The organism is Methanobacteriaceae archaeon, from assembly GCA_029219465.1.
Taxonomy (GTDB): domain Archaea; phylum Methanobacteriota; class Methanobacteria; order Methanobacteriales; family Methanobacteriaceae; genus Methanocatella.
This window is the reverse complement of record JAQXTL010000006.1, coordinates 58,084-77,713: the sequence shown is the minus strand read 5'-3', so window position 1 is coordinate 77,713 and position 19,630 is coordinate 58,084. Positions and strand designations below refer to the sequence as shown.

Genomic DNA, 19,630 nt, shown 5'->3' with positions numbered 1-19,630 from the left:
CCTACATGTATTGAACTAATTGTTCTTCATTGGAGTTATGTCCAGGTTTTACTTTATCGATGGCTTCTTTGAAGTATTTATATGGGATTTCTTCTGCATCAAGGTTTTTTCTTAGAGTAAGCATTGCTGCTTCTCTACATACGGCTTCAATATCAGCTCCGACATATCCATCGGTGTTTTTGGCAAGTTTTTTAAGGTCGACGTCCTTTGCAAGAGGCATGTTTTTAGTGTGTACATTAAAGATTGCAAGTCTTGCTTCTTCATCTGGTTCTTTAACGTGTATGTGTCTGTCAAATCTTCCAGGTCTCATAAGTCCAGCATCTAAAATGTCCGGTCTGTTGGTTGCGGCAATGATTGCAACATCTTCGAGTTCTTCTAAACCATCCATTTCAGTTAATAGCTGATTTACAACTCTTTTGGTTACACCGCTATCAGTATCATTTCCGCTACGTGCACCAGCTATTGCATCAATCTCATCGAAGAAGATTACAGTTGGTGCTGCTTGTTTTGCTTTTCTAAATACTTCTCTTACACCTTTTTCAGATTCTCCAACCCATTTTGATAGAAGTTCTGGTCCTTTAATTGAAATGAAGTTTGCTTCACTTTCGCTTGCTACTGCTTTAGCTAGTAAGGTTTTACCAGTTCCAGGAATTCCGTAAAGTAATGTTCCTTTTGGAGGTCTTATTCCTAAGCGTTGGAAAGTTTCTGGATGTTTTAATGGCCATTCTACAGCTTCTTTTAATTCTTGTTTAATGTTTTCAAGACCACCAATGTCGCTCCATTTGATGTCTGGGATTTGAACAAGAACTTCTCTTAGTGCGGAAGGCTGTATTTCTTTTTGCGCATTTTTAAAATCGTCACCTGTAACAACAATTTTTTCCATTACTTCTTTTGGAATCTCTTCATCGTTTTGGATTTCAGGTAGTATTCTTCTAACTACTCTCATCGCTGCTTCTTTACATAGAGATTCAAGATCTGCCCCTACAAATCCATGGGTGGTATTGGATATTTTATCGAGGTCAACATCGTCTGCTAGAGGCATGTTTCTTGTGTGAATCTCAAGTACTTCTTTTCTTTCTTCAGAGTCAGGTACTCCAATTTCAATTTCACGATCGAATCTTCCAGGTCTTCTTAAAGCAGGGTCAAGAGAATCTGGTCTGTTTGTTGCACCAATTACTACTACTTGGCCACGGGATTTAAGACCATCCATCAATGTAAGAAGTTGTGCAACGGTTCTTCTTTCAACTTCTCCATTGGTTTCTTCTCTTTTTGGTGCAATCGCATCAAGTTCATCGATAAATATGATTGAAGGAGAATTTTCTTCTGCTTCTTCAAAGTATTCTCTTAGGTTTTCTTCAGATCCACCCACATATTTACTCATAATCTCCGGCCCATTTATTGCAATGAAATGAGCATCACTTTCACTAGCTACTGCTTTAGCTAGTAATGTTTTACCTGTTCCAGGTGGACCGTGCATTAATACTCCTTTTGGTGGTGCAATACCTAATTTTTCAAATAATTCTGGTCTTTTAAGAGGGATTTCAATCATTTCTCTTACTTTTTTAACTTCTTCTTTAAGACCGCCAATGTCTTCATAACTTACATCAACAAGGTTTCCTACACCTTCGATTGTACTTACATCAACAGGACTTTCGTGGAGTTGAACTTCAGTATTTGGACCTACAACTACGATGTCTTTTGGACTGGTTGATACAACAGCAAACTTAAGTTCTTTCATTGCTGGAGTGAAGTCCATTAATTCATCAAATAAGCTACCAAAGCCCATATTCATACTTGGTTTTGGTGATCTTATCTGGGATCCAATAATGTCTCCTTGCACCATTACTTTTCCTGCAAATAATCCACGAACATCTCCTTGTACACGGATATTATTGTCAATTGGAGCTAAAACAACTTTTTTAGCTTCTACGGCTTTGATTTTTCTAATTTGAACTTCTCCACCAATGGTTGCACCGGAGTTTTTACGTACTAATCCGTCTATTCTAATAACTCCAAGTCCAATATCAGTTTGTGAAGGAAGTGCAATAGCTGCAGTTCTTTTTTCACCAGTAATCTCAACTAATTCTCTTTCATGGATGTTTAAGCTATCCATGACTTTTGGATCAAGTCTTGCAATGCCTTGTCCTACATCTTTTTGTGAAATTGCTTCTGCAACTTTTAGAGTAATCTTATTTTCGGCCATGTTATCATCTCCTTTTATGGCAGTAATTCGATAATAATAATTTCATGTCAATCTTTTTGTTACTTTTTGTAACTTTATTGACAGATATAGTGTATATGTTTTACTATATAAAGGTTTCGGTTGGTGTGATTTTACAAATAGCCTTTAAAATGAGTATTATTTTATTTTTATTGGTGTGGTGTTTTATTTTAATCAATATTTAAATTTATATTTTATTTTTAAAAAAATAGGAATAATTAAAGTGTTATAATCAAATTAGAACTTTAATTACTTTATGACACTTTAATATTTGTTCGTATTGGTTAAAACAATCATCTGATTATTCCACCAAAACCTGTAAATAATTCTTTAACTTTATCAATATCTTCTTTGGTTAATGCACTAACCTCAAAAGTTAAGCTTATTGAGTTTTCATCGATTTGAGGCCCATCATATTTGTCAGTTAACTTAACCTCAATTATATTGTCCATATTTCTTATAGTATTTTCTATGATGTTTGCATCAACATTTTTGAAAAATACGCAACTAATGGATTCCATTTTATTTTTAAGATTATTGATTTTCCAGTTGTATAATTCCTTTTCACTTAAAACTTCAATATTTGAAACACGCAAGTTTTTAACTTTACTGCCCTGTTTTAAAAATGCAGTTTTGTTATCTAATTTCTCAAGAATTCCAACATGGATTTTTCCAGAATAAATATGTCTTAAACCGACTTCACATCCAATGGATTTGTTTAATAATGTAAATTCATGGTTAAGACCATTAATTGCTTTATCACTTCTTCCTAATGCATTTGTAATGTCACCCATATGTTTTGTTGCTTTGATTGCAATATCAACAAATTTCTCATCATCTTCATTATTGATAACATCTCTTAATTCTATAACTGCATCAGCAAAGGTATTTCTAATCTTTGGGCCGTTATTGTTCATTGACTGAATGTAATATGTTAAGTAAGGATTTTGTGCAACAATACGTGCAATCATATCAATCATAAGATTATAAATTGGACTTTCATAATCTTCAGTTTCTGAAATGTCTACTTGTAACTTCTCAATTGCAGAAGCTGTTGAAATGAATGAAAAGTGAGTTAAAACCTGCACGATACTCATCATATAATCGTGTTTTTCGGCAGTAGTTTCAATAATTCTCATGTGTTTGCCATCAAGGTAATTATAAACCTTATCATACCATTTGCCCTTTTTAGTAGGAGTTAAAACAATTACCTGGTTATCAAGGCTTGTTGTTCTTGGACCAAAAATCGGGTGAGTCGGAATATATTCTACAGTCTCAGGTAATGCTTCCTCCATTGTTTTGGAAGGCTCTTCCTTAACTGATGTAACATCAACCATCAATGCACCTTCTTTCATAGACTGTGCCACTTCACGTATCACGCCTGAAGTATGGTGGATTGGTACAGAAACAATTAATACGTCGCTTATCTGTGCTAATTCAGTGTTGGACTCAATATAGTTGATATTTAACATATCAGCAACATTTCTTCCTTTTTGATGGTCTCTTCCACTTATGTATACATTAAATTCATCTCTTAAGTAGTAACAGAGAGTTTTACCTAAACCGTCACTACCTCCAATTATTCCAATATTCATTTCAATCATTAATAACTTTTAATTAGTAAGTATATAAATTATTAACTAGAAAAATTATCGTGAAAACATGAGAATTATAAAACAAGATACAAAAGAAGGTTTTATTGAAGTAGTTCCGGAAACCTTGGATGATTTATGGCACTTGTCACATATTATTGAAGAAGGAGATAATGCTTCTTCCAAAACAACAAGACGTATTCAGGATAATACAGGAGATAAATTAAGAAGTGACAGGGGAGTTAAAAAAACATTCTATTTAGGTTTGGATATTGAAAATATTGCTTTTCATTTATTCACTGGAAAATTAAGATTAACTGGAGTAATTACAAAAGGTCCTGAAGACTTAATTCCTCTTGGATCACACCACACTTTGGAAGTAAAACTTAATACTCCAATAACAATTAGAAAAGGTCGCTGGCCAAAATGGGCAATTAAAAGACTCAATCAGGCTATTGATGCTTCTAAAAAACTATCTGCAATAATCATTGTTCTTGAAGATGATACTGCTACTATCGGTTTGATGAGACAGTTTGGAATAGAATACTACGGCCCAATCAAAGGCCATGTCTCAGGTAAAAGAATAATTGATAAAAACAGACAAAAAAACATAACTCAATTTTATGAAAAAGTAATAGAATCAATTGAAAAATTTGACTCAATTCAAAACATCGTTATTGCAGGACCTGGTTTTGTTAAAAACGATTTTTATGATTATCTTAAAGACAAGTATAAAGATTTAGCTAAAATATCTGTTATAGAAGCTACTGGCTGTGGTGGACGTAATGGTATTAGTGAAGTTTTAAAGAAAGGAACTGTTGAAAAATTAACTTCAGAAAACAGGGTTGCTCTGGAAATGGGAGCTATTAACAATTTACTTGGTGAAATCGGCAAAAATTCATCTAAAATCGTATATGGTGTTAAACAAACAAAAGATGCAATTAATTTAGGAGCTGTTAGTCAACTTTTAATTTTGGACACAAAAGTTGCCAGTGAGAATATGGGCGATTTGATGGACATGGTTGAAAATATGAAAGGTGAAGTAATGGTTGTTAGCAGTGAGCATGAAGGAGGACAACAATTAGAAAGCCTTGGCGGTATGGCAGCTATTTTAAGATATGGAATTAGCTAATTTAATGTACAAAATATATATAATATGATTGATAAATATTAACATTTGTAGAAGTGATTAATCATGTTTTATTCATCAATTATTATTGCATTTATTATGGTTTTTATTTTTACTGCAATAAGTACAGCTATTTTAAATATTATTTTTCGATTTTTTGGAAAAAGAGGATATTTGGGCAATTTATACCCTAATGTAAGGGGAGGTACTCCACGTGCAATTGGTATAATTCCATTTATGGTATTGTCTTTTTTCATGTTACCGAGTTGTAATTCTCTAATTTTGATAATTGGTATTTTTGCATTAATTGATGATATTTTAGGAAGAAAGAAAAGCCCATTAGGCATTGAATGGGGCCAACTTTCCAGAGGAATTGGAATGCTTCTGGTAGTGGTTGCAGGATTTGCTAGTGGATTTGGTGTTTCATCAATTTTAATTGCATTGATGATTCAACCGTTAAATATTTCTGATATGCAACCTGGTAGTACATGTATTGTTACTATGATCATGTCAGTTATTACAATTTTATTGATGTTAACTGTAGGTTCTCCTATGGTAGATGAGTTGCCTGCTGCTTATACTCCTTTATTATTGTTTGTTGTATGTGCAGCATATTCTCCTCTTGATTTTTCTGGAAAAATCATGTTGGGAGAAGTTGGAAATCACACATTTGCTATAGCACTTGGAGTCTCTTTCTATTTTGTTGGAGGTCTCTGGTCAGTTATTTTACTTGGATTTATAACAGTCTGCTTAATTGCATTTGTTAGAAGAAATACCTTAAGAGCATTCTTTAGACAAAACTTGGGAATTAATAATCCTACATTCGGTGATTACTTTATGGATGTATTGACTGGTGGAGGATTAGGAGATTTATGCAGAAAATTAATTCTCAAAGATGCTCAGCATAAGGTTAGAAACTCTACATTAATTGCATTAGGATTTAGAAGGTTATTATATAATCCATATGGAACTCGTATTAAAGAACATCTTCCTAAAACACCAAACTTGGGAAGGGATGAATTATGAAAGCATTTTTGACTGTTACTGGTAGAGGTTTAGGTGGTGATGCAGTCATCGCACTTAATATGGCTAATGCGCTTAAAAAAAGAGGCATTGAGTGCGAAATTGGATTAACTGAAACTGCTTCTGGGCAACTTTTTGAAAAAAACGGTTTTAACGTACGTAAAATTTTAATCCCACAGGCAGGAGGACACTCTGCAACTAAATTATCTGCCCTTAAAGGAGCTTTAAAGTTATTTACTGCAACTTTTAAAGCAAGAAGTGCAATTAAAAAATCTGATGCAGAGTTCGTATTGGCGATTTTAGGTGGGGGAGCAATTGTAGGATCTTTAGGTTCTAAATTTGCACGTAAACCTTGTTTTTCTTTAATTTCAACACCATTGGACTCAAAAGTATGTCCTAAATTTAATCAGTGTTATGTTCTTCCAGAATTGGATAAATTCAGATGGGAAAAACTTCCAAAGAATATGGACAAGTCTTTCTATCCGTTAAGTGACGATGCTGGAGATGGTGATGAAAAAATAGCTCTTGAAAAGTTAAAAGAGTATGATAATTTCGATGAAAACAAAAAAACCATATTGTTTTCTTCAGGTTCTTCAATATTTAAAGGAATGATTGATGCTATTAACATGGTTGCTGAAGCTAGTGATGAATATAACTTAGTTTTGGTCGGAAGTCCTTTACATGAAGAATATTATGATTTAATGGATGAAAGAATAATCTATGTTGGTTTTATCGATTGGATTAATCATTTATTCAAATTCTCTGATTTAACTGTACTAACTGATGATGGTGTTTCACTTGAAGAAGCATTAGTTTGTCAAAAACCGATTATTGCACTTACTCGTGTAAAATGGGGAAGATATCAGAATATGGCTGGTGTATTTAAGGGAGCTATTATTGAATCAGAAGTAGAAGATGTTTGCAAAAGTATAGATGAAGCATTTGAAAACTATGATTCTTTAAAACAGGCTGCTGAAAAATACGGTATTCAATGTTATGAAGCAGCTGATGTTCTTGTTGATAATATCTTAAAAAAATTAGAATAGTGGTATTATAACCACATGTTTTTTATTATTTTATAATTTGTATCACTGGATGGGTGAATTTCTAAAAATTCATCGTAATCATCCAAATCATACTCCATTCTCATCAAATAAGATAAGTATGCAACATCACTTACTGAGGATGGGGAAATGGAATTAATTTTATTTATTTTGTTATTTTTAGAATCAAATTCAATTTCACAATATCCTGTGTCTCCAGATAAGATATTCCAAAATGATCCAGGACCTGCAATTGATGGTATTGCTATTGTCTGTTTGTCTTCATCACTGCAGGTTGATTTTTCATTTTCAACAAAACTAACTTCCATGTTAAGGCTTAAGGTTTGAGGAACGCAATTGTAGCTTACTTTATTTGCATACTTTGCCATGTTTCTTGCAGCAATTATACCCTCTTTTCTTGCTACTGGTGTCAACTGATATCTTCCAGTAACATCACCTGCAGCATATATATTATCCACAGAAGTTTTCATCATTTCATTAACTTTGATTGTTTTATCATCATTTAACTCAACAATGTCACTTACAATTTCACTGTTTGGAACTCTGCCTGTTGCAAAAAATGGAACTCCTTCAAGTTCTTCGCCATTTTCAAGTAAAACCTTATTTTTGAATACTTCACTAACATTAACATTCTCATAAACGTTAATATCACTCATAATATTTTTTAAAACATATTTTTTAGCATTTGGTGTTATTTCTTTTAAAAATGAACTTCTTGCAAGGATATTAACTTCACTTCCTAAAGTTGAGTAGATATTAGCTATTTCTCCAGCTATTATTCCTCCACCAATAATATTTAATTTATCAGGAACATCATCAATCTTTAAAATATCCTTATTTGTTAATCCGTATTCCTTACCTTTAATTTGAGGAATGAATGGACGAGCACCTGTTGCAACAAGTAAATTATCATATTCAAGACTTTCACCGTTTACTTCAACAGTTTCATCTTTATTAATGCTAGCCTCGCCGTAAATAATATTGTTTCCAACACTTTCGTTTTCAAGCTGGTTTATATGTCTTAGTTTTTCTTGTGTTTCACTAATCTTTTCAACTATTTTTTCATAGGATATCTCAAGCTGACTTTTTAAAAATCCATGTGCATTAAATCTTTTATTTGCATCAATAAATTTGGTGATGTCTGTAAGTGCACAGATAACCATACATCCTTCATTTAAACAGGTACCTGCAATATGATTTTTTTCAATTAAAGTAACGTCCTCGCCTAATTTTCCAAGCTGTAGAGAAGCTAATCTTCCTGCAGGACCGGAACCAATAACAATATTTCTCATTATAACACCATTTAGATAATTTTATATAATAATAACTTTTAATATTATTTATATATTAAATTTTGGAGGATATATTATGTGTATTGCAGCACCTGCTCAAGTTGTTGAGATTAATAGAGAAGAAAACTGGTTATTTGCTGACTTTGGTGGAGCAAGACAACAAGCAAAGATGGATTTATTACCTGAAGTAGAAATAGGTGATTATGTTCTTATTCATGCTGGTTATGCAATAGAAAAGTTAACTGAAGAAGCAGCTAAAGAATCCTTAGAAGCTTGGGAAGAACTTTTAGAAATTCTTGAAGAAGAAGATAAAGAAATGGAAAAAGCAAGAATGGCTGATTTAGATCAGTAAATAGACACTCTTGTTACTCCTTTTATTTTTAAAAACTCGTTTATAACATCACCACTAACAATTTCTTCAGTAATGATTGTTAACTTAGGGTTTTCCTGAAGTTCTGTATCTTCAGCGTAAGCCTGTCTTATTCCAATTCCTTTTTTTGCAATTAATTTTGTAGTTTCTGCAAGTACTCCGTCACCTTCTGATCCACATTCTATTTCAATTACTCCTAATTTTAAGTTCTTAGCAATGTTTTTTAGAAGGGTTCCAGCAGGAATGATGTTACTAAAAAGATTGTTTAAATCTTCATCTTCTTGAATTACTTCAATTGTAGATTTAATAGCTCTTCTGTCTACATCAGCAGATTCTGCCAATGCTTTGTCGCTTATTTTTAAATTTCCACAATAAATTCTTCCATCTTCACTAATGGACAATCCAAGTTCAATCATTTTTTCTGCAACTCTAATTCTTGCAGGGTATTTTTTGAATTTAGTATTAATTTTTTCCCACATATTAATCAACGTTCCAACTTTTTGTACATTCTAGATTAATTTTGTGAAAAAGAGTATATATTTATTATTATATTGATTTGGTAAAAACTCTAGAAAAAAAGACGATAAAATTGTTATGTAATTGAAATTGTTTAGAAAAATAGTTTAGTAAAGTAGGCTAGATGGGATTCGAACCCATGACCTCCCGGTTATCAGCCGAGCGCGCTAACCAAGCTGTGCCACTAGCCTATACAAATGTTTGTTACAGTATAACTGTCAACACTTATACTTATATTAGTTCCTATATATAAACCTTTCGGTTATACATAGGAATTAATCATAAATTTGAAAATTATCTGTTAATCATTTCATTAATGGAATCTGCCATAGCATGTCCTTCAACAATAATTTTTGCTTTTTCGATTCCTTCAATGGATTCTGCTTTTACTTTAGCATCAGCAGCAATACGAGTGATACTCATACATCCAGGGTTAGTTGGTTTAAGGGTAACTTCTGCTTGATCTCCATCTACAGCGATATTTTGTACGATACCCATATCTACAATACTAATTCCCATGTGAGGGTCATTAATTACAGAAATAGCATCTCTAATGTTGTTTACTAATTCTTCAGACATATATTTTGCCTCCTATTTTTTAATATATTAATACTATTGATAAACGCATTTATAAACGTTTTTATTTTATTTTGAGTAATACTTTGCTTAGATTATTTTAATCTGTGTTTTAATTTAACACCTATGCCGTTTCTACATTCTTCCATTTCATATCCAGTCATTATTGCTTTACCAACACCAACGACAGTATCTTCTTTAACAACTACTACTTCGTCATTTGGAATAATTTTATGATCTGCCTTAACAATTCCTGGAGCAAAAACAGTATTTGTAGTTAAATCAAAATCAATCTCAACAATGTGGATTCCTAATTCTTTTAAGATTTCTCCACCAGGTAAGTTTAATCTATATAATCCATGATCTTTATTTAATAAAGCTAACTGTTTTCCATTAGATAATATTCTTTTATGGTACATTCCTTTTGTTTTAACATTATCTGGAATGAATTTATCACCATTTTCACCAAACTGGAATTTAGCAATTGATCTTAATTCATGTAATGTTTTTTCTCTTCTGTTTACTTTCTGATGATTTTTAAGTTCCATTCTTAAGTTATAAAGAGAATCGGGAGAAGTTGGTCTTCCATCTTCACATACATTTACAAAATCATCAACATAGGCTTCACAGGATTCCAAATATCCACCAGCAAGGTTTGCAACAATCTTTTTACCTTCACAGTACTTTGCAATTAACTCACCGGTTTTTTCAATTTCGTCTTGTGACCATGAACCTGTTGTACTTACATCATAAGATTGAATCGGAAATGTATTTTCAAGTTCCCTTGGACAAATTCCAAATGGAGAAGTTACAATAAGTTCCTGGTATGAACGGGTAAGCTTTCTGAATTTTTGATGTGATTTGGAATTGGAATATGGTTTTTTCATACTGCAAGGTAATAAAACAACAGTATCTCCAAGAGGTTCCATCATTTCCATTCTTTGTCTCCATCTAACTGCGTGCGGACGATAAAGAGACTCTTCACTTGAACATATTACTTTCATGTTATTCCTCAAAAGGTTTAATTAATTCATTATCTAACTCAATTAGTTTTTTAATATTTTCATCACTGTTAGCTATTCTTCTTTGCCATTTTTTTATAACAAAATCAAGATCTACTTCCTCGCTGCCACTTACTAAATTGTCTGCGTGTGCAACAATCTTTTCTTCAAGTGTTTGAGGTACATAGGATTTTTTGGGAAGTCCAAGTTCAATAGCTTCATCTTCGGTTATTCCAGCACCGATGTGTCTTTCAATAATGTTTAAAACATCATCACTATAACTGTATTTTTTAGCTATTTCAACTCCTTCGATGGCGTGAGTGATGTCATGAGTTTTTGATCTTCCAATATCATGTAGAAGAGCGCCTTTTTTAATCAAGTCGCCATCTACATTATCAAAATTAGATGCTATTTTCATAGCTTTTTTATAAACTGCTTCGCAGTGGTCTATTACATTTTCAGGAGTATTTTCCTTTCTAAGTAATTCGATTTCCATTATAATCAGGATTCTACTTTTTTAATAAATGAATCGTAATCATTTTCAACCATTGCAATATTAGCTTTAAGGTTTTCAATGATTTCTGCATTGTCCTGGAATTCTAATTCTTCATCACATGCAGGACATAAGAATTGGTAGTCATAATCTGATGCTACATCAAAATTAACTCTCACATGTCCATATGGGCAGACGAAAAACATATTTTGTTCTTCTTCTTCAAGTTGAGCATTAAGTTTTGATAACTCAATTTCAGTGTCCTTTTTGATTTTACTAATCAATTCGTCTTTTTCGAATTTCCAGGAGTAAGTAAACCATTGAGTTTCAGGATCTTTACTTCTTTTATAATTAGCAATCTTTAAATCATAAAGTTTGTATAGCATTTTTCTAACAATATTTAGTTTAATGCCTGTTTTTTCAGCTATTTCTTCATCAGTTTCAATACCGTCAATTAATGATTTAATAATTGGGGTGATTGTATTATCGACACTGTCTTGAATATTGTTGTCGATTAGTTGTAATTCTTCAGGTGGAAGTTCTAATGCACCAATAAGATTGTCCATTCCTTCAGGAATTGGTTCATCAAGGTATACTTCTCTAAATCTTTTTTTAAGATTTTCTTCGTAATCTTTTTTAACAATTTGTGATAATAATTTTTTTACTAATATATCATCTATCATTTAATTTCCCCTAATAATCGGCATTGTATCCTCAAACATTTAGGTCTTTTAAAAAAAATAAACTAAAAATCATGATACTTCATTAATAGTAAATCATAGTTATATTTTTTATAGTATAAAAATATAACTAATTTACCTTAGTATTCATTTAAAACGTCTAAAAAGTTTTCAATAATATACTCAACTTCTTCATCACTTAAAGTGGAGTAAATTGGTAAACTTATTTCATTTTCAAATAAATTATATGCATTAGGATAATCTTTAATATCGAATCCTAAATCTTTGTATGCAGTAAGCATAGGTAATGGTTTGTAGTGTACGTTAGTACTTATTCCTCGCTCATCCATTTTAACTATAATTTCATTTCTTTGTTCTAAAGTAATGTCTTTAATTCTAGTTAAGTACAAATGACCTGAGGATGTTGAATTTTCACTGAAATGTTTTGGACATATAACTTTACTGTCTTTAAATCCTTCATCATATTTTTTAATGATTTCATGTCTTCTTTTAAGCATTGAATCATATCTTTCAAGCTGTCCAAGACCAATTCCTGCCTGAACGTCAGTCATATTACATTTGTATGCTGGAATTAAAATATCATATTCCCATGATCCTTTTTGGGTTTTTTCCAATGCATCTTTGGTTTGACCGTGAAGTGAGAGAATTTGCAATTGTTTGTATAATTTTTCACTGTCTACTCCGTCGTGTTTTTTCCAGGTTACTGCTCCACCTTCAGCACTAGTTAGGTTTTTAACAGCATGGAATGAGAAACATGAAAAGTCAGCTATACTTCCAGCAGTTTTGTTATCTTTAACTGCTCCAAATCCATGTGCACAATCTGCTAAAACAATGATTCTTCCAAATGCTTCTTGTAATTCATTGTTAGGAGTAAATAAGTCTTTTTTACTTTCAATTACTTCATATAATTTATCATAATCACATAAAATACCTGCTATATCAACTGGCATTATGACTTTTGTTTTTTCAGTAATTGCATCACTTACTTTTGAGTAATCCATTTCCTGTTTGTCTTCTTGACTGTCAATAATTACTGGTGTTGCTCCAACATGGCAAACAACACTGCAGGTTGCAGTATAAGTATATGCAGGTACAATTACTTCATCACCTTTGCCAACACCTAATAATCTTAAAGTCATCTCGAGTGCTGCAGTTGCAGAACCTAAACAGACAGTTTTGTCACTACCACAGTATTCGGTAATTTTTCTTTCGAATTCTTTTGTTTTAGGTCCTGTTGTAATCCATCCTGATTTTAATGCTGAGACTACTTCTTCAATTTCTTTTTCGCTTATGTCTGGTGGTGAAAATGGAATATTCATATTATTTACTCTCCGTTAACTTCTTGAGGTTCCCTGTATGTAGGAACACATTTTTTCATAGTATCTTTAATTACTTCTGCGTCTGTAATTTCATTTGTTAGAATTTGTCTAAATGCATCTAATTTTGCTTCAATATCATCCATTGTAAAGTCCATTGGCTCTGTAATGAAGATTTTTTCATGCCCAGTACTTTCAAGGTTTTCTTCATCCATTAAAAGCTCTTCATATAATTTTTCTCCAGGTCTTAATCCTGTAAATGTGATATCAATGTCTTTTCCAGGAGTTAAACCGGATAATTCAATTAAACTTTTAGCCAAATCATAAATTTTAACTGGTTCGCCCATATTCAATACAAAGATTTCTCCACCTTTTGCATAGGTGATTGACTGCAATACTAACGCTACTGCTTCAGGAATTGTCATAAAGAATCTTGTTATGTCTTTATGAGTTACAGTTACTGGACCGCCTTCTGCGATTTGTTTTTTAAACAATGGTACAACAGATCCGTTACTTCCTAAAACATTTCCAAAACGAACTGCTACAAAGTCAGTTTCACTTTCTTTATTTTTTGCCTGAATAATCATTTCACATAATCTTTTGGTAGCACCCATTATGTTTGTCGGATTAACAGCTTTATCTGTTGAAATTAATATAAAACGACTTGTATTGTACTTATCAGCTGCATTTACTAAATTGTAAGTTCCAAAGATATTATTTTTAATAGCTTCAGTTGGGTTATTTTCCATTAAAGGAACATGTTTGTGTGCTGCTGCGTGGAATACAACTTCTGGTTGATGTTCTTCGAATAATTCCAACATTCTTCTTCTGTCTCTGATGTTTGCAACAACTGCTTTAATATTTTCACTTGGATATTTGTCTTTAAGTTCCAATTCAATATCGTATAAGCTATTTTCATAGATATCTATCATCAATAATTTCTTTGGATGGTGAAGCATTACCTGTCTGCAGAGTTCAGATCCGATAGATCCTCCTCCACCAGTTACTAAAACAACTTTATCTCCGATAATACTTTGAATATTGTTGTTGTCAAGCTCTACTGGTTCTCTTCCAAGTAAATCTTCAATCTCAATGTCTTTTAATTTTCCATATAAGTTTTCAGAAGAGATGATTTCTCTTAAATCCGGTAATGTTTTTACTTTTGCAGAAGTTTTACTACAGATTTCCAAAATCTCTTTTTTGTTCTTGTTATCGATATTTACGATTGTAAAGAATATTGTGTCAATATCTTCGTTTTCACATATTTTTTGGATATGGTTTCTGTTACCGATAATTTTTACTCCTGCAACGGAATAACCTAAACGTTTCTTGTTATCGTCAATAATACCAATAATTTCGTATTTTCCTTTAAGGGAAGTTTGAAGTGTTTTGATAATATTGTTTGCAGAATACCCTCCACCAATTATGAGTAATCTTTTCTGATTTTTAGGCGCATAATTGATTCCTCTGTGAGCAAGGTCGGATAATAATGCATATTTTATTCCTAAACGGTAAACTACAGTTATTGCACCTATTACAATACCTGTTGCTAAGTTGAACTTAATTGAAGGATTGTTTATACCCATTATATCTTCAATAATTGCAACTATGAGAAGAGACACTACTGAAAGAATGATATACATAATGTAGTCTTGATTAGTTTCGTAACGGATGATATTTGTGTGTCTTTTTGTTAGTCTAAAAACAATTTGCAAAATAATTATAGCAAGAATAATGCTTGTTATAAAATTGTCAATCGATATTATGTTTGTTTGATGTATTATGAAAGAATCTGTAGTTAAAGCAAACATAAAGTAATATCCTAGGACTACAGAAACACAATCCATCAATGGTAGTAATAAATTTCTATATCTTCCGAAACTATCTACATTCATTTAAATCATCCTGTACTTATAACTTATAATGAAAAAAATTCATCATATAATATATGTTACTTGATTAATATAAAATTTTCTTAATGTGTATTATATAATAATAAAATTAATTGGTAATGGTTAGATTTTTCGTATAATCACTGCGGGAGTATGAGTAATAGAATCAAGTGCTTCTATTGTTACTTCGTCAAATTCAGTTCCAAGAACTTCTTTAACGCTGTGAATGGTTTTCATTTCAGTGGAAAGTGATTTTTGATAATCTTCTGCAATGTTGGCTATTTTTAAAGCACTTTCAACATCCATCTTTTCACTGCATCCCAATGGTGTTGATCCCATATTTTCACATAACTGTCCTTTCACATATCCGAAAAATCCATTGTCTGCATCAATTCCATCAATTGCAATAGGAAGTCCTGTAAAGTAATTTCCATTTTTCATATATGTTGCATCAGTATCAATAATCATAACACATACATCTTTACCAATCCTGTTTTTCAATTGCTTAGCTACTTTTTCAGGATTTTCGGGAAGAAGTGAAACACAGGTTCCAGGCGCATTACTTAAATCAATTCCTGCTTCTGATGCTGGTTTAAGAGCATGTTTAAGACCATATAATTGTAAAACTACTTCTTTGTGAGCATAAGTTTCTTTAGGTAGTTTTCTTAGGTTTTTAATGGTTCTTTTTTTAATTCCTAAAAGTGGTCCTAAGACATATCCCCATAAATATTTACTCCATACTGTTGTTAGCAATTTAGCAGTAAGTGATGGAGAATATTCTGATTCGTCGATTAATCTGCCCTGTGAAACTGAAATAGGTGTTTCTGCAATTACTAAGTAATCACCGTCTTGCATCAATTCTTTTGCAGGTTCGATAATCACATCTAAATCGTCATTTGGTTTAATATAACCTGTTTCAATTGGGATTACTATGTAATCTCCGTTAATGACATGTTTTATATTTTCTAATTTTTTATCGCTCATAAAAATCTTTAATTATATTGATATGAATAATATATATCATAGACTATTTTATATTATCTATTTGGGATGTATTGTTATGGCAAGAAAATTTATTACATATTTTGAAAAAGAAGGTAATGATTATACAGATGAATTAATTTCAGCAATTAAAGATAAATTAGACATGACTGACATTAAAAGAATTTTAATAGCTTCCGCTACAGGCGAATCTGCATTAAAATTGCATGAGGCTGTTGGTGATAAAGTAGAAATTATTAATGTAACTCACCACATGGGATTTAGTGGGGATAATGAATCAGATATTTCTGAAGAAATGCTTAAAAAACTTGAAGCTGTTGGAATTAAAACATACTTTGGATGCCATGCATTCAGTGGTGCTGCAAGAGGAGTCACCAATAAGTACGGCGGAATTTCTCCATTGGATGTTGTAGCTGATACCTTTAGAATGTTCTCACATGGTATTAAAGTAGGTGCAGAAATTTCAATTATGGCTGCTGATGCAGGTTTAATTCCTGTTGGTGAAGAGATAATTGCTGTTGGTGGTAGGGCTCATGGTATTGACAGTGCAGTTATTTTAACTCCGGTTAATGCTAAAAATCTATTTGATTTGAAAATTCATGAGATTATTGCTATGCCAAGGGATTAATTAATTATTATCCATGTTTTTAAAAAATTTGTAATATTTATATATGATTAGTTGCATTTAAATATTAGTAAAAATAGAAATACTTAACAATTTATTTTAAAAGCGAGACTGTGGGGTTAATTCGTGAAAATTATAGATGATGCAATCAAAGAATCTGAACAAAGAATGGAAGAAAAAGCTCCTGAAAAGCTCTCTTCTGATATTGATGATGAGCTTATTGAGATGATTAAAGGCGCTAAAACTAATATTTATGTTGTTGGTGCTGGTGGAGCTGGAAACAACACTATTTCAAGATTAAATGAGATGGGTATTGAAGGAGCAACTACAATTGCAGTAAATACTGATGCTCAAGATTTATTTTACAGCCAATCTACTAAAAAAATCCTCTTAGGTAGAAAAACTTCTAAAGGATTAGGTGCTGGTGGAGAACCTGCTGTTGGAGAAGAATGTGCTGAAGAAAGTGAAGATGAAATTAGAGATGAATTAGAAGGCGCAGACATGGTATTTGTTACCTGTGGTCTTGGTGGAGGAACTGGAACTGGTTCTGCACCAATCATATCTAAACTTTCTAAAAAATTAGGTGCATTAACTGTTGCTGTGGCTACCATGCCATTTTCAGCAGAAGGTATTAAGAGAAGAGAAAATGCTGAACAAGGTTTAGAAAAACTTCAAGATTCTGCTGACACTGTTATTGTAATCCCAAATGATAAATTATTAGAAGTTGCACCTAACTTACCTTTAAACAAAGCATTTATGGTATCTGATGAAATTTTAGGAAGAGCTGTTAAAGGAATTACAGAATTAATTACTAAAAAAGGTCTTGTAAGTTTAGACTTTGCTGATATTAGAAGTATCATGGGTGGTTCTGGAATGGCTATGATTGGTATGGGTGAATCCGATACCGGCGACAGAGCTTTAGAATCTGTACATGAAGCATTAAGCAGCCCATTATTAGATATCGATATTTCAAATGCTACTGGTGCATTAGTTAACATATCTGGTAGTTCTGATTTAACATTACATGAAGCTGAAAAAATCGTTCAAGTTGTTGCTGATAAATTAGATCCTGAAGCTAACATTATTTGGGGTACTCAAATTGATGAAAGTCTTCAAAATACTGTTAGAACCACTGTGGTTGTTTCAGGTATTAAAACAGGCAATAGCTCTGATAAAGAGTATGAGCTTGAATATGCTGAAGAAAAATCAGAAAGCAAATCTGCTGATGACCAATTAGATGATTTCATTGATGGAGTCTTCTAATTTTAATTTTTTATTTTTTTTGAAAAATGCAAACATTTATTAATGTTTAAACTAAAAATTAACTTATTACTATTATTTTATTATATTTTATAAAAATTTTTAATTTTGGTTATTTAAATGAATGTTCAAGAAAGTTTTAATAAATTTATCAAAGATGCTAAAAGAGTATTGAAAGTAGCTAAAAAACCTGATGGAAGAGAATACACTGAATTAGCTAAAATTTCCTTATTAGGAGTTGCAGTTATTGGTGTAATCGGGTTTGTTATTGTTTTATTAGGATCCTTAATCGGATTATAAAACCCAACTTTTTTATTTTTTTGATATTTTTTAATTATAATAAAATTTTTGTAATGCTTGATTTTTGTTAAAAATATCATTTTTTTAAAAACTTTTAAATACTATTATTTATATAGATATTCATATTATAGAATTCCATTTTCAAGATATTTTTCTTCTTGAAAATTATGGCTTTTATAATATTTTTAACTTAATGTATGATTTTATTAACAAGAAAAAATTTTAAAAATAGGTGAATTTTTTATGGAAGATACTAATAGTTCCATATATGCTCTTAAAACATCCGCAGGACAGGAAAGGAATGTTGCTAGGCTCTTAGCTCGTAAGGCTAGGACCGTTGAAGGCGTAGGCATTTCATCAATTCTTGTTCCGGAATCTTTAAAAGGATATATTTTAGTTGAATCCTCAACAAAAATAGATCTTAGAAACCCTGATTTGAAGGTACAACATTTAAGAGGTGTTGTTGGTGGTAATGCTACCATTAGCTTCGAAGAGGTTAAAAGATTCTTAAAACCAGAGCCTATTATTTCCTCTATTCAAAAAGGAAGTATTGTTGAGCTTATTTCTGGTCCATTTAAAGGAGAAAGAGCAAAAGTGGTTCGTATTGACGAATCACGTGAAGAAGTCGTTCTTGAGTTAATAGAAGCTGCAGTACCTATACCAGTTACTGTTAAAGCTGATCAAATTAGAATAATTCAAAAGGAGGCTGACTGATGGCTAAAGATACAGTCGAAGTTCTTATCGAGGGTGGAACTGCTACTCCTGGTCCACCATTAGGTCCAGCTTTAGGACCTTTCGGTATTAACATGATGCAAGTAGTTGAAGAAATTAATAAGAAAAGTGCTGATTTCGCAGGTATGAAAGTGCCTGTTAAAGTTATTATCGACAGAGATACTAAAGATTTCGAAATTGAAATTGGTACTCCGCCTACAACTGCTCTTATCATGGAAGAGTTAGGCATCGAAAAAGCTTCTCATGAACCAGGTTTAGATATTGTTAATGACTTGCCAATTGAAACTGCATTTAAAATCGCTAGAATGAAATTCGATTCATTACTCGCTAACGATTACAAATCAGGTATCAAAGAAGTCATGGGAACCTGTGTTAGTATGGGATTATCTGTTGATGGTAAAGACCCAAGAGAAGCACAAAAAGATGTTGATGCTGGAAAATATGATGATATCTTAGTAGAATAGATATTATATTGTTAAATTTAAATTAAGTTAATAAATACAGTGTATATGACGTTATAATTAC

20 protein-coding genes and 1 tRNA gene are annotated in these 19,630 nt (G+C 31.9%); 9 read left to right on the top strand and 12 right to left on the bottom strand.

Going from position 1 to position 19,630, the window contains the following annotated elements; all coding sequences use genetic code 11:
- Position 1 precedes the first annotated feature (1 nt).
- Together PUD86_05105 and PUD86_05100 are read right to left on the bottom strand one after the other, a co-directional pair.
- Positions 2-2,203 (bottom strand): CDC48 family AAA ATPase, encoded by a 2,202-nt coding sequence (locus PUD86_05105; protein MDD6776649.1) that lies wholly within the window; start codon positions 2,201-2,203, stop codon positions 2-4.
- 311 nt (positions 2,204-2,514) lie between these two features.
- Positions 2,515-3,816: a prephenate dehydrogenase gene (locus PUD86_05100; GenBank protein MDD6776648.1), complete on the bottom strand. Its 1,302-nt coding sequence runs from the start codon at positions 3,814-3,816 to the stop codon at positions 2,515-2,517.
- Between the two features lie 67 nt (positions 3,817-3,883).
- On the opposite strand from PUD86_05100, the gene PUD86_05095 reads away from it, so the two are divergent.
- The 3 genes from PUD86_05095 (at position 3,884) to PUD86_05085 (ending at position 7,011) form a co-directional block, all read left to right on the top strand.
- Positions 3,884-4,945, top strand: coding sequence for an mRNA surveillance protein pelota (locus PUD86_05095; protein ID MDD6776647.1), 1,062 nt, complete (start codon positions 3,884-3,886; stop codon positions 4,943-4,945).
- Between the two features lie 63 nt (positions 4,946-5,008).
- On the top strand, positions 5,009-5,968 hold the full coding sequence (locus PUD86_05090; protein MDD6776646.1) for a cell wall biosynthesis protein: 960 nt from the start codon (positions 5,009-5,011) through the stop codon (positions 5,966-5,968).
- On the top strand, positions 5,965-7,011 hold the full coding sequence (locus PUD86_05085) for a glycosyltransferase (GenBank protein ID MDD6776645.1): 1,047 nt from the start codon (positions 5,965-5,967) through the stop codon (positions 7,009-7,011). Before PUD86_05090 ends, PUD86_05085 begins: the two co-directional genes overlap by 4 nt.
- Before the next feature lie 5 nt (positions 7,012-7,016).
- Here the strand turns inward: PUD86_05085 and PUD86_05080 are convergent, their stop codons facing one another.
- Entirely contained in the window at positions 7,017-8,321 is a 1,305-nt protein-coding gene (locus tag PUD86_05080; GenBank protein MDD6776644.1) for an FAD-dependent oxidoreductase, read from the bottom strand.
- Positions 8,322-8,397: 76 nt separating this feature from the next.
- On the opposite strand from PUD86_05080, the gene PUD86_05075 reads away from it, so the two are divergent.
- Entirely contained in the window at positions 8,398-8,673 is a 276-nt protein-coding gene (locus PUD86_05075) for a HypC/HybG/HupF family hydrogenase formation chaperone (GenBank protein ID MDD6776643.1), read from the top strand.
- Here PUD86_05075 and PUD86_05070 read toward each other — a convergent pair.
- The 9 genes from PUD86_05070 to PUD86_05030 all read right to left on the bottom strand — a co-directional run bounded on the left by PUD86_05070 (position 8,667) and on the right by PUD86_05030 (position 16,170).
- On the bottom strand, positions 8,667-9,170 hold the full coding sequence (locus PUD86_05070) for an amino acid-binding protein (GenBank protein ID MDD6776642.1): 504 nt from the start codon (positions 9,168-9,170) through the stop codon (positions 8,667-8,669). The genes PUD86_05075 and PUD86_05070 overlap by 7 nt on opposite strands.
- A gap of 153 nt (positions 9,171-9,323) precedes the next feature.
- Positions 9,324-9,398 (bottom strand) — tRNA-Ile (locus PUD86_05065).
- 103 nt (positions 9,399-9,501) lie between these two features.
- A complete protein-coding gene (locus PUD86_05060; GenBank protein ID MDD6776641.1) occupies positions 9,502-9,786 on the bottom strand; it encodes an iron-sulfur cluster assembly protein in 285 nt (94 codons plus the stop codon).
- Between the two features lie 92 nt (positions 9,787-9,878).
- Entirely contained in the window at positions 9,879-10,787 is a 909-nt protein-coding gene (locus tag PUD86_05055; protein MDD6776640.1) for a DUF5591 domain-containing protein, read from the bottom strand.
- 1 nt (position 10,788) lies between these two features.
- Positions 10,789-11,280: a TIGR00295 family protein gene (locus tag PUD86_05050; GenBank protein MDD6776639.1), complete on the bottom strand. Its 492-nt coding sequence runs from the start codon at positions 11,278-11,280 to the stop codon at positions 10,789-10,791.
- A gap of 5 nt (positions 11,281-11,285) precedes the next feature.
- The gene (gene tfe, locus PUD86_05045; protein MDD6776638.1) at positions 11,286-11,843 is read right to left on the bottom strand and encodes a transcription factor E; all 558 of its coding nucleotides are present in this window, start codon (positions 11,841-11,843) and stop codon (positions 11,286-11,288) included.
- Positions 11,844-12,097: 254 nt separating this feature from the next.
- Positions 12,098-13,297, bottom strand: a complete 1,200-nt coding sequence (locus tag PUD86_05040; protein ID MDD6776637.1) for a DegT/DnrJ/EryC1/StrS family aminotransferase — start codon at positions 13,295-13,297, stop codon at positions 12,098-12,100.
- Between the two features lie 5 nt (positions 13,298-13,302).
- The gene (locus tag PUD86_05035; GenBank protein MDD6776636.1) at positions 13,303-15,189 is read right to left on the bottom strand and encodes a nucleoside-diphosphate sugar epimerase/dehydratase; all 1,887 of its coding nucleotides are present in this window, start codon (positions 15,187-15,189) and stop codon (positions 13,303-13,305) included.
- Between the two features lie 120 nt (positions 15,190-15,309).
- On the bottom strand, positions 15,310-16,170 hold the full coding sequence (locus tag PUD86_05030) for a coenzyme F420-0:L-glutamate ligase (protein MDD6776635.1): 861 nt from the start codon (positions 16,168-16,170) through the stop codon (positions 15,310-15,312).
- 76 nt (positions 16,171-16,246) lie between these two features.
- On the opposite strand from PUD86_05030, the gene PUD86_05025 reads away from it, so the two are divergent.
- The 5 genes from PUD86_05025 to PUD86_05005 all read left to right on the top strand — a co-directional run bounded on the left by PUD86_05025 (position 16,247) and on the right by PUD86_05005 (position 19,569).
- A complete protein-coding gene (locus tag PUD86_05025; GenBank protein ID MDD6776634.1) occupies positions 16,247-16,816 on the top strand; it encodes a pyruvate kinase alpha/beta domain-containing protein in 570 nt (189 codons plus the stop codon).
- A 123-nt stretch (positions 16,817-16,939) separates the two neighbouring features.
- The gene (ftsZ, locus tag PUD86_05020) at positions 16,940-18,076 is read left to right on the top strand and encodes a cell division protein FtsZ (protein ID MDD6776633.1); all 1,137 of its coding nucleotides are present in this window, start codon (positions 16,940-16,942) and stop codon (positions 18,074-18,076) included.
- A gap of 117 nt (positions 18,077-18,193) precedes the next feature.
- Entirely contained in the window at positions 18,194-18,373 is a 180-nt protein-coding gene (locus tag PUD86_05015) for a protein translocase SEC61 complex subunit gamma (protein MDD6776632.1), read from the top strand.
- A 243-nt stretch (positions 18,374-18,616) separates the two neighbouring features.
- Entirely contained in the window at positions 18,617-19,087 is a 471-nt protein-coding gene (locus PUD86_05010; protein ID MDD6776631.1) for a transcription elongation factor Spt5, read from the top strand.
- Positions 19,087-19,569, top strand: coding sequence for a 50S ribosomal protein L11 (locus PUD86_05005; protein ID MDD6776630.1), 483 nt, complete (start codon positions 19,087-19,089; stop codon positions 19,567-19,569). The genes PUD86_05010 and PUD86_05005 overlap by 1 nt, the downstream gene beginning before the upstream one ends.
- Positions 19,570-19,630: the final 61 nt, after the last annotated feature.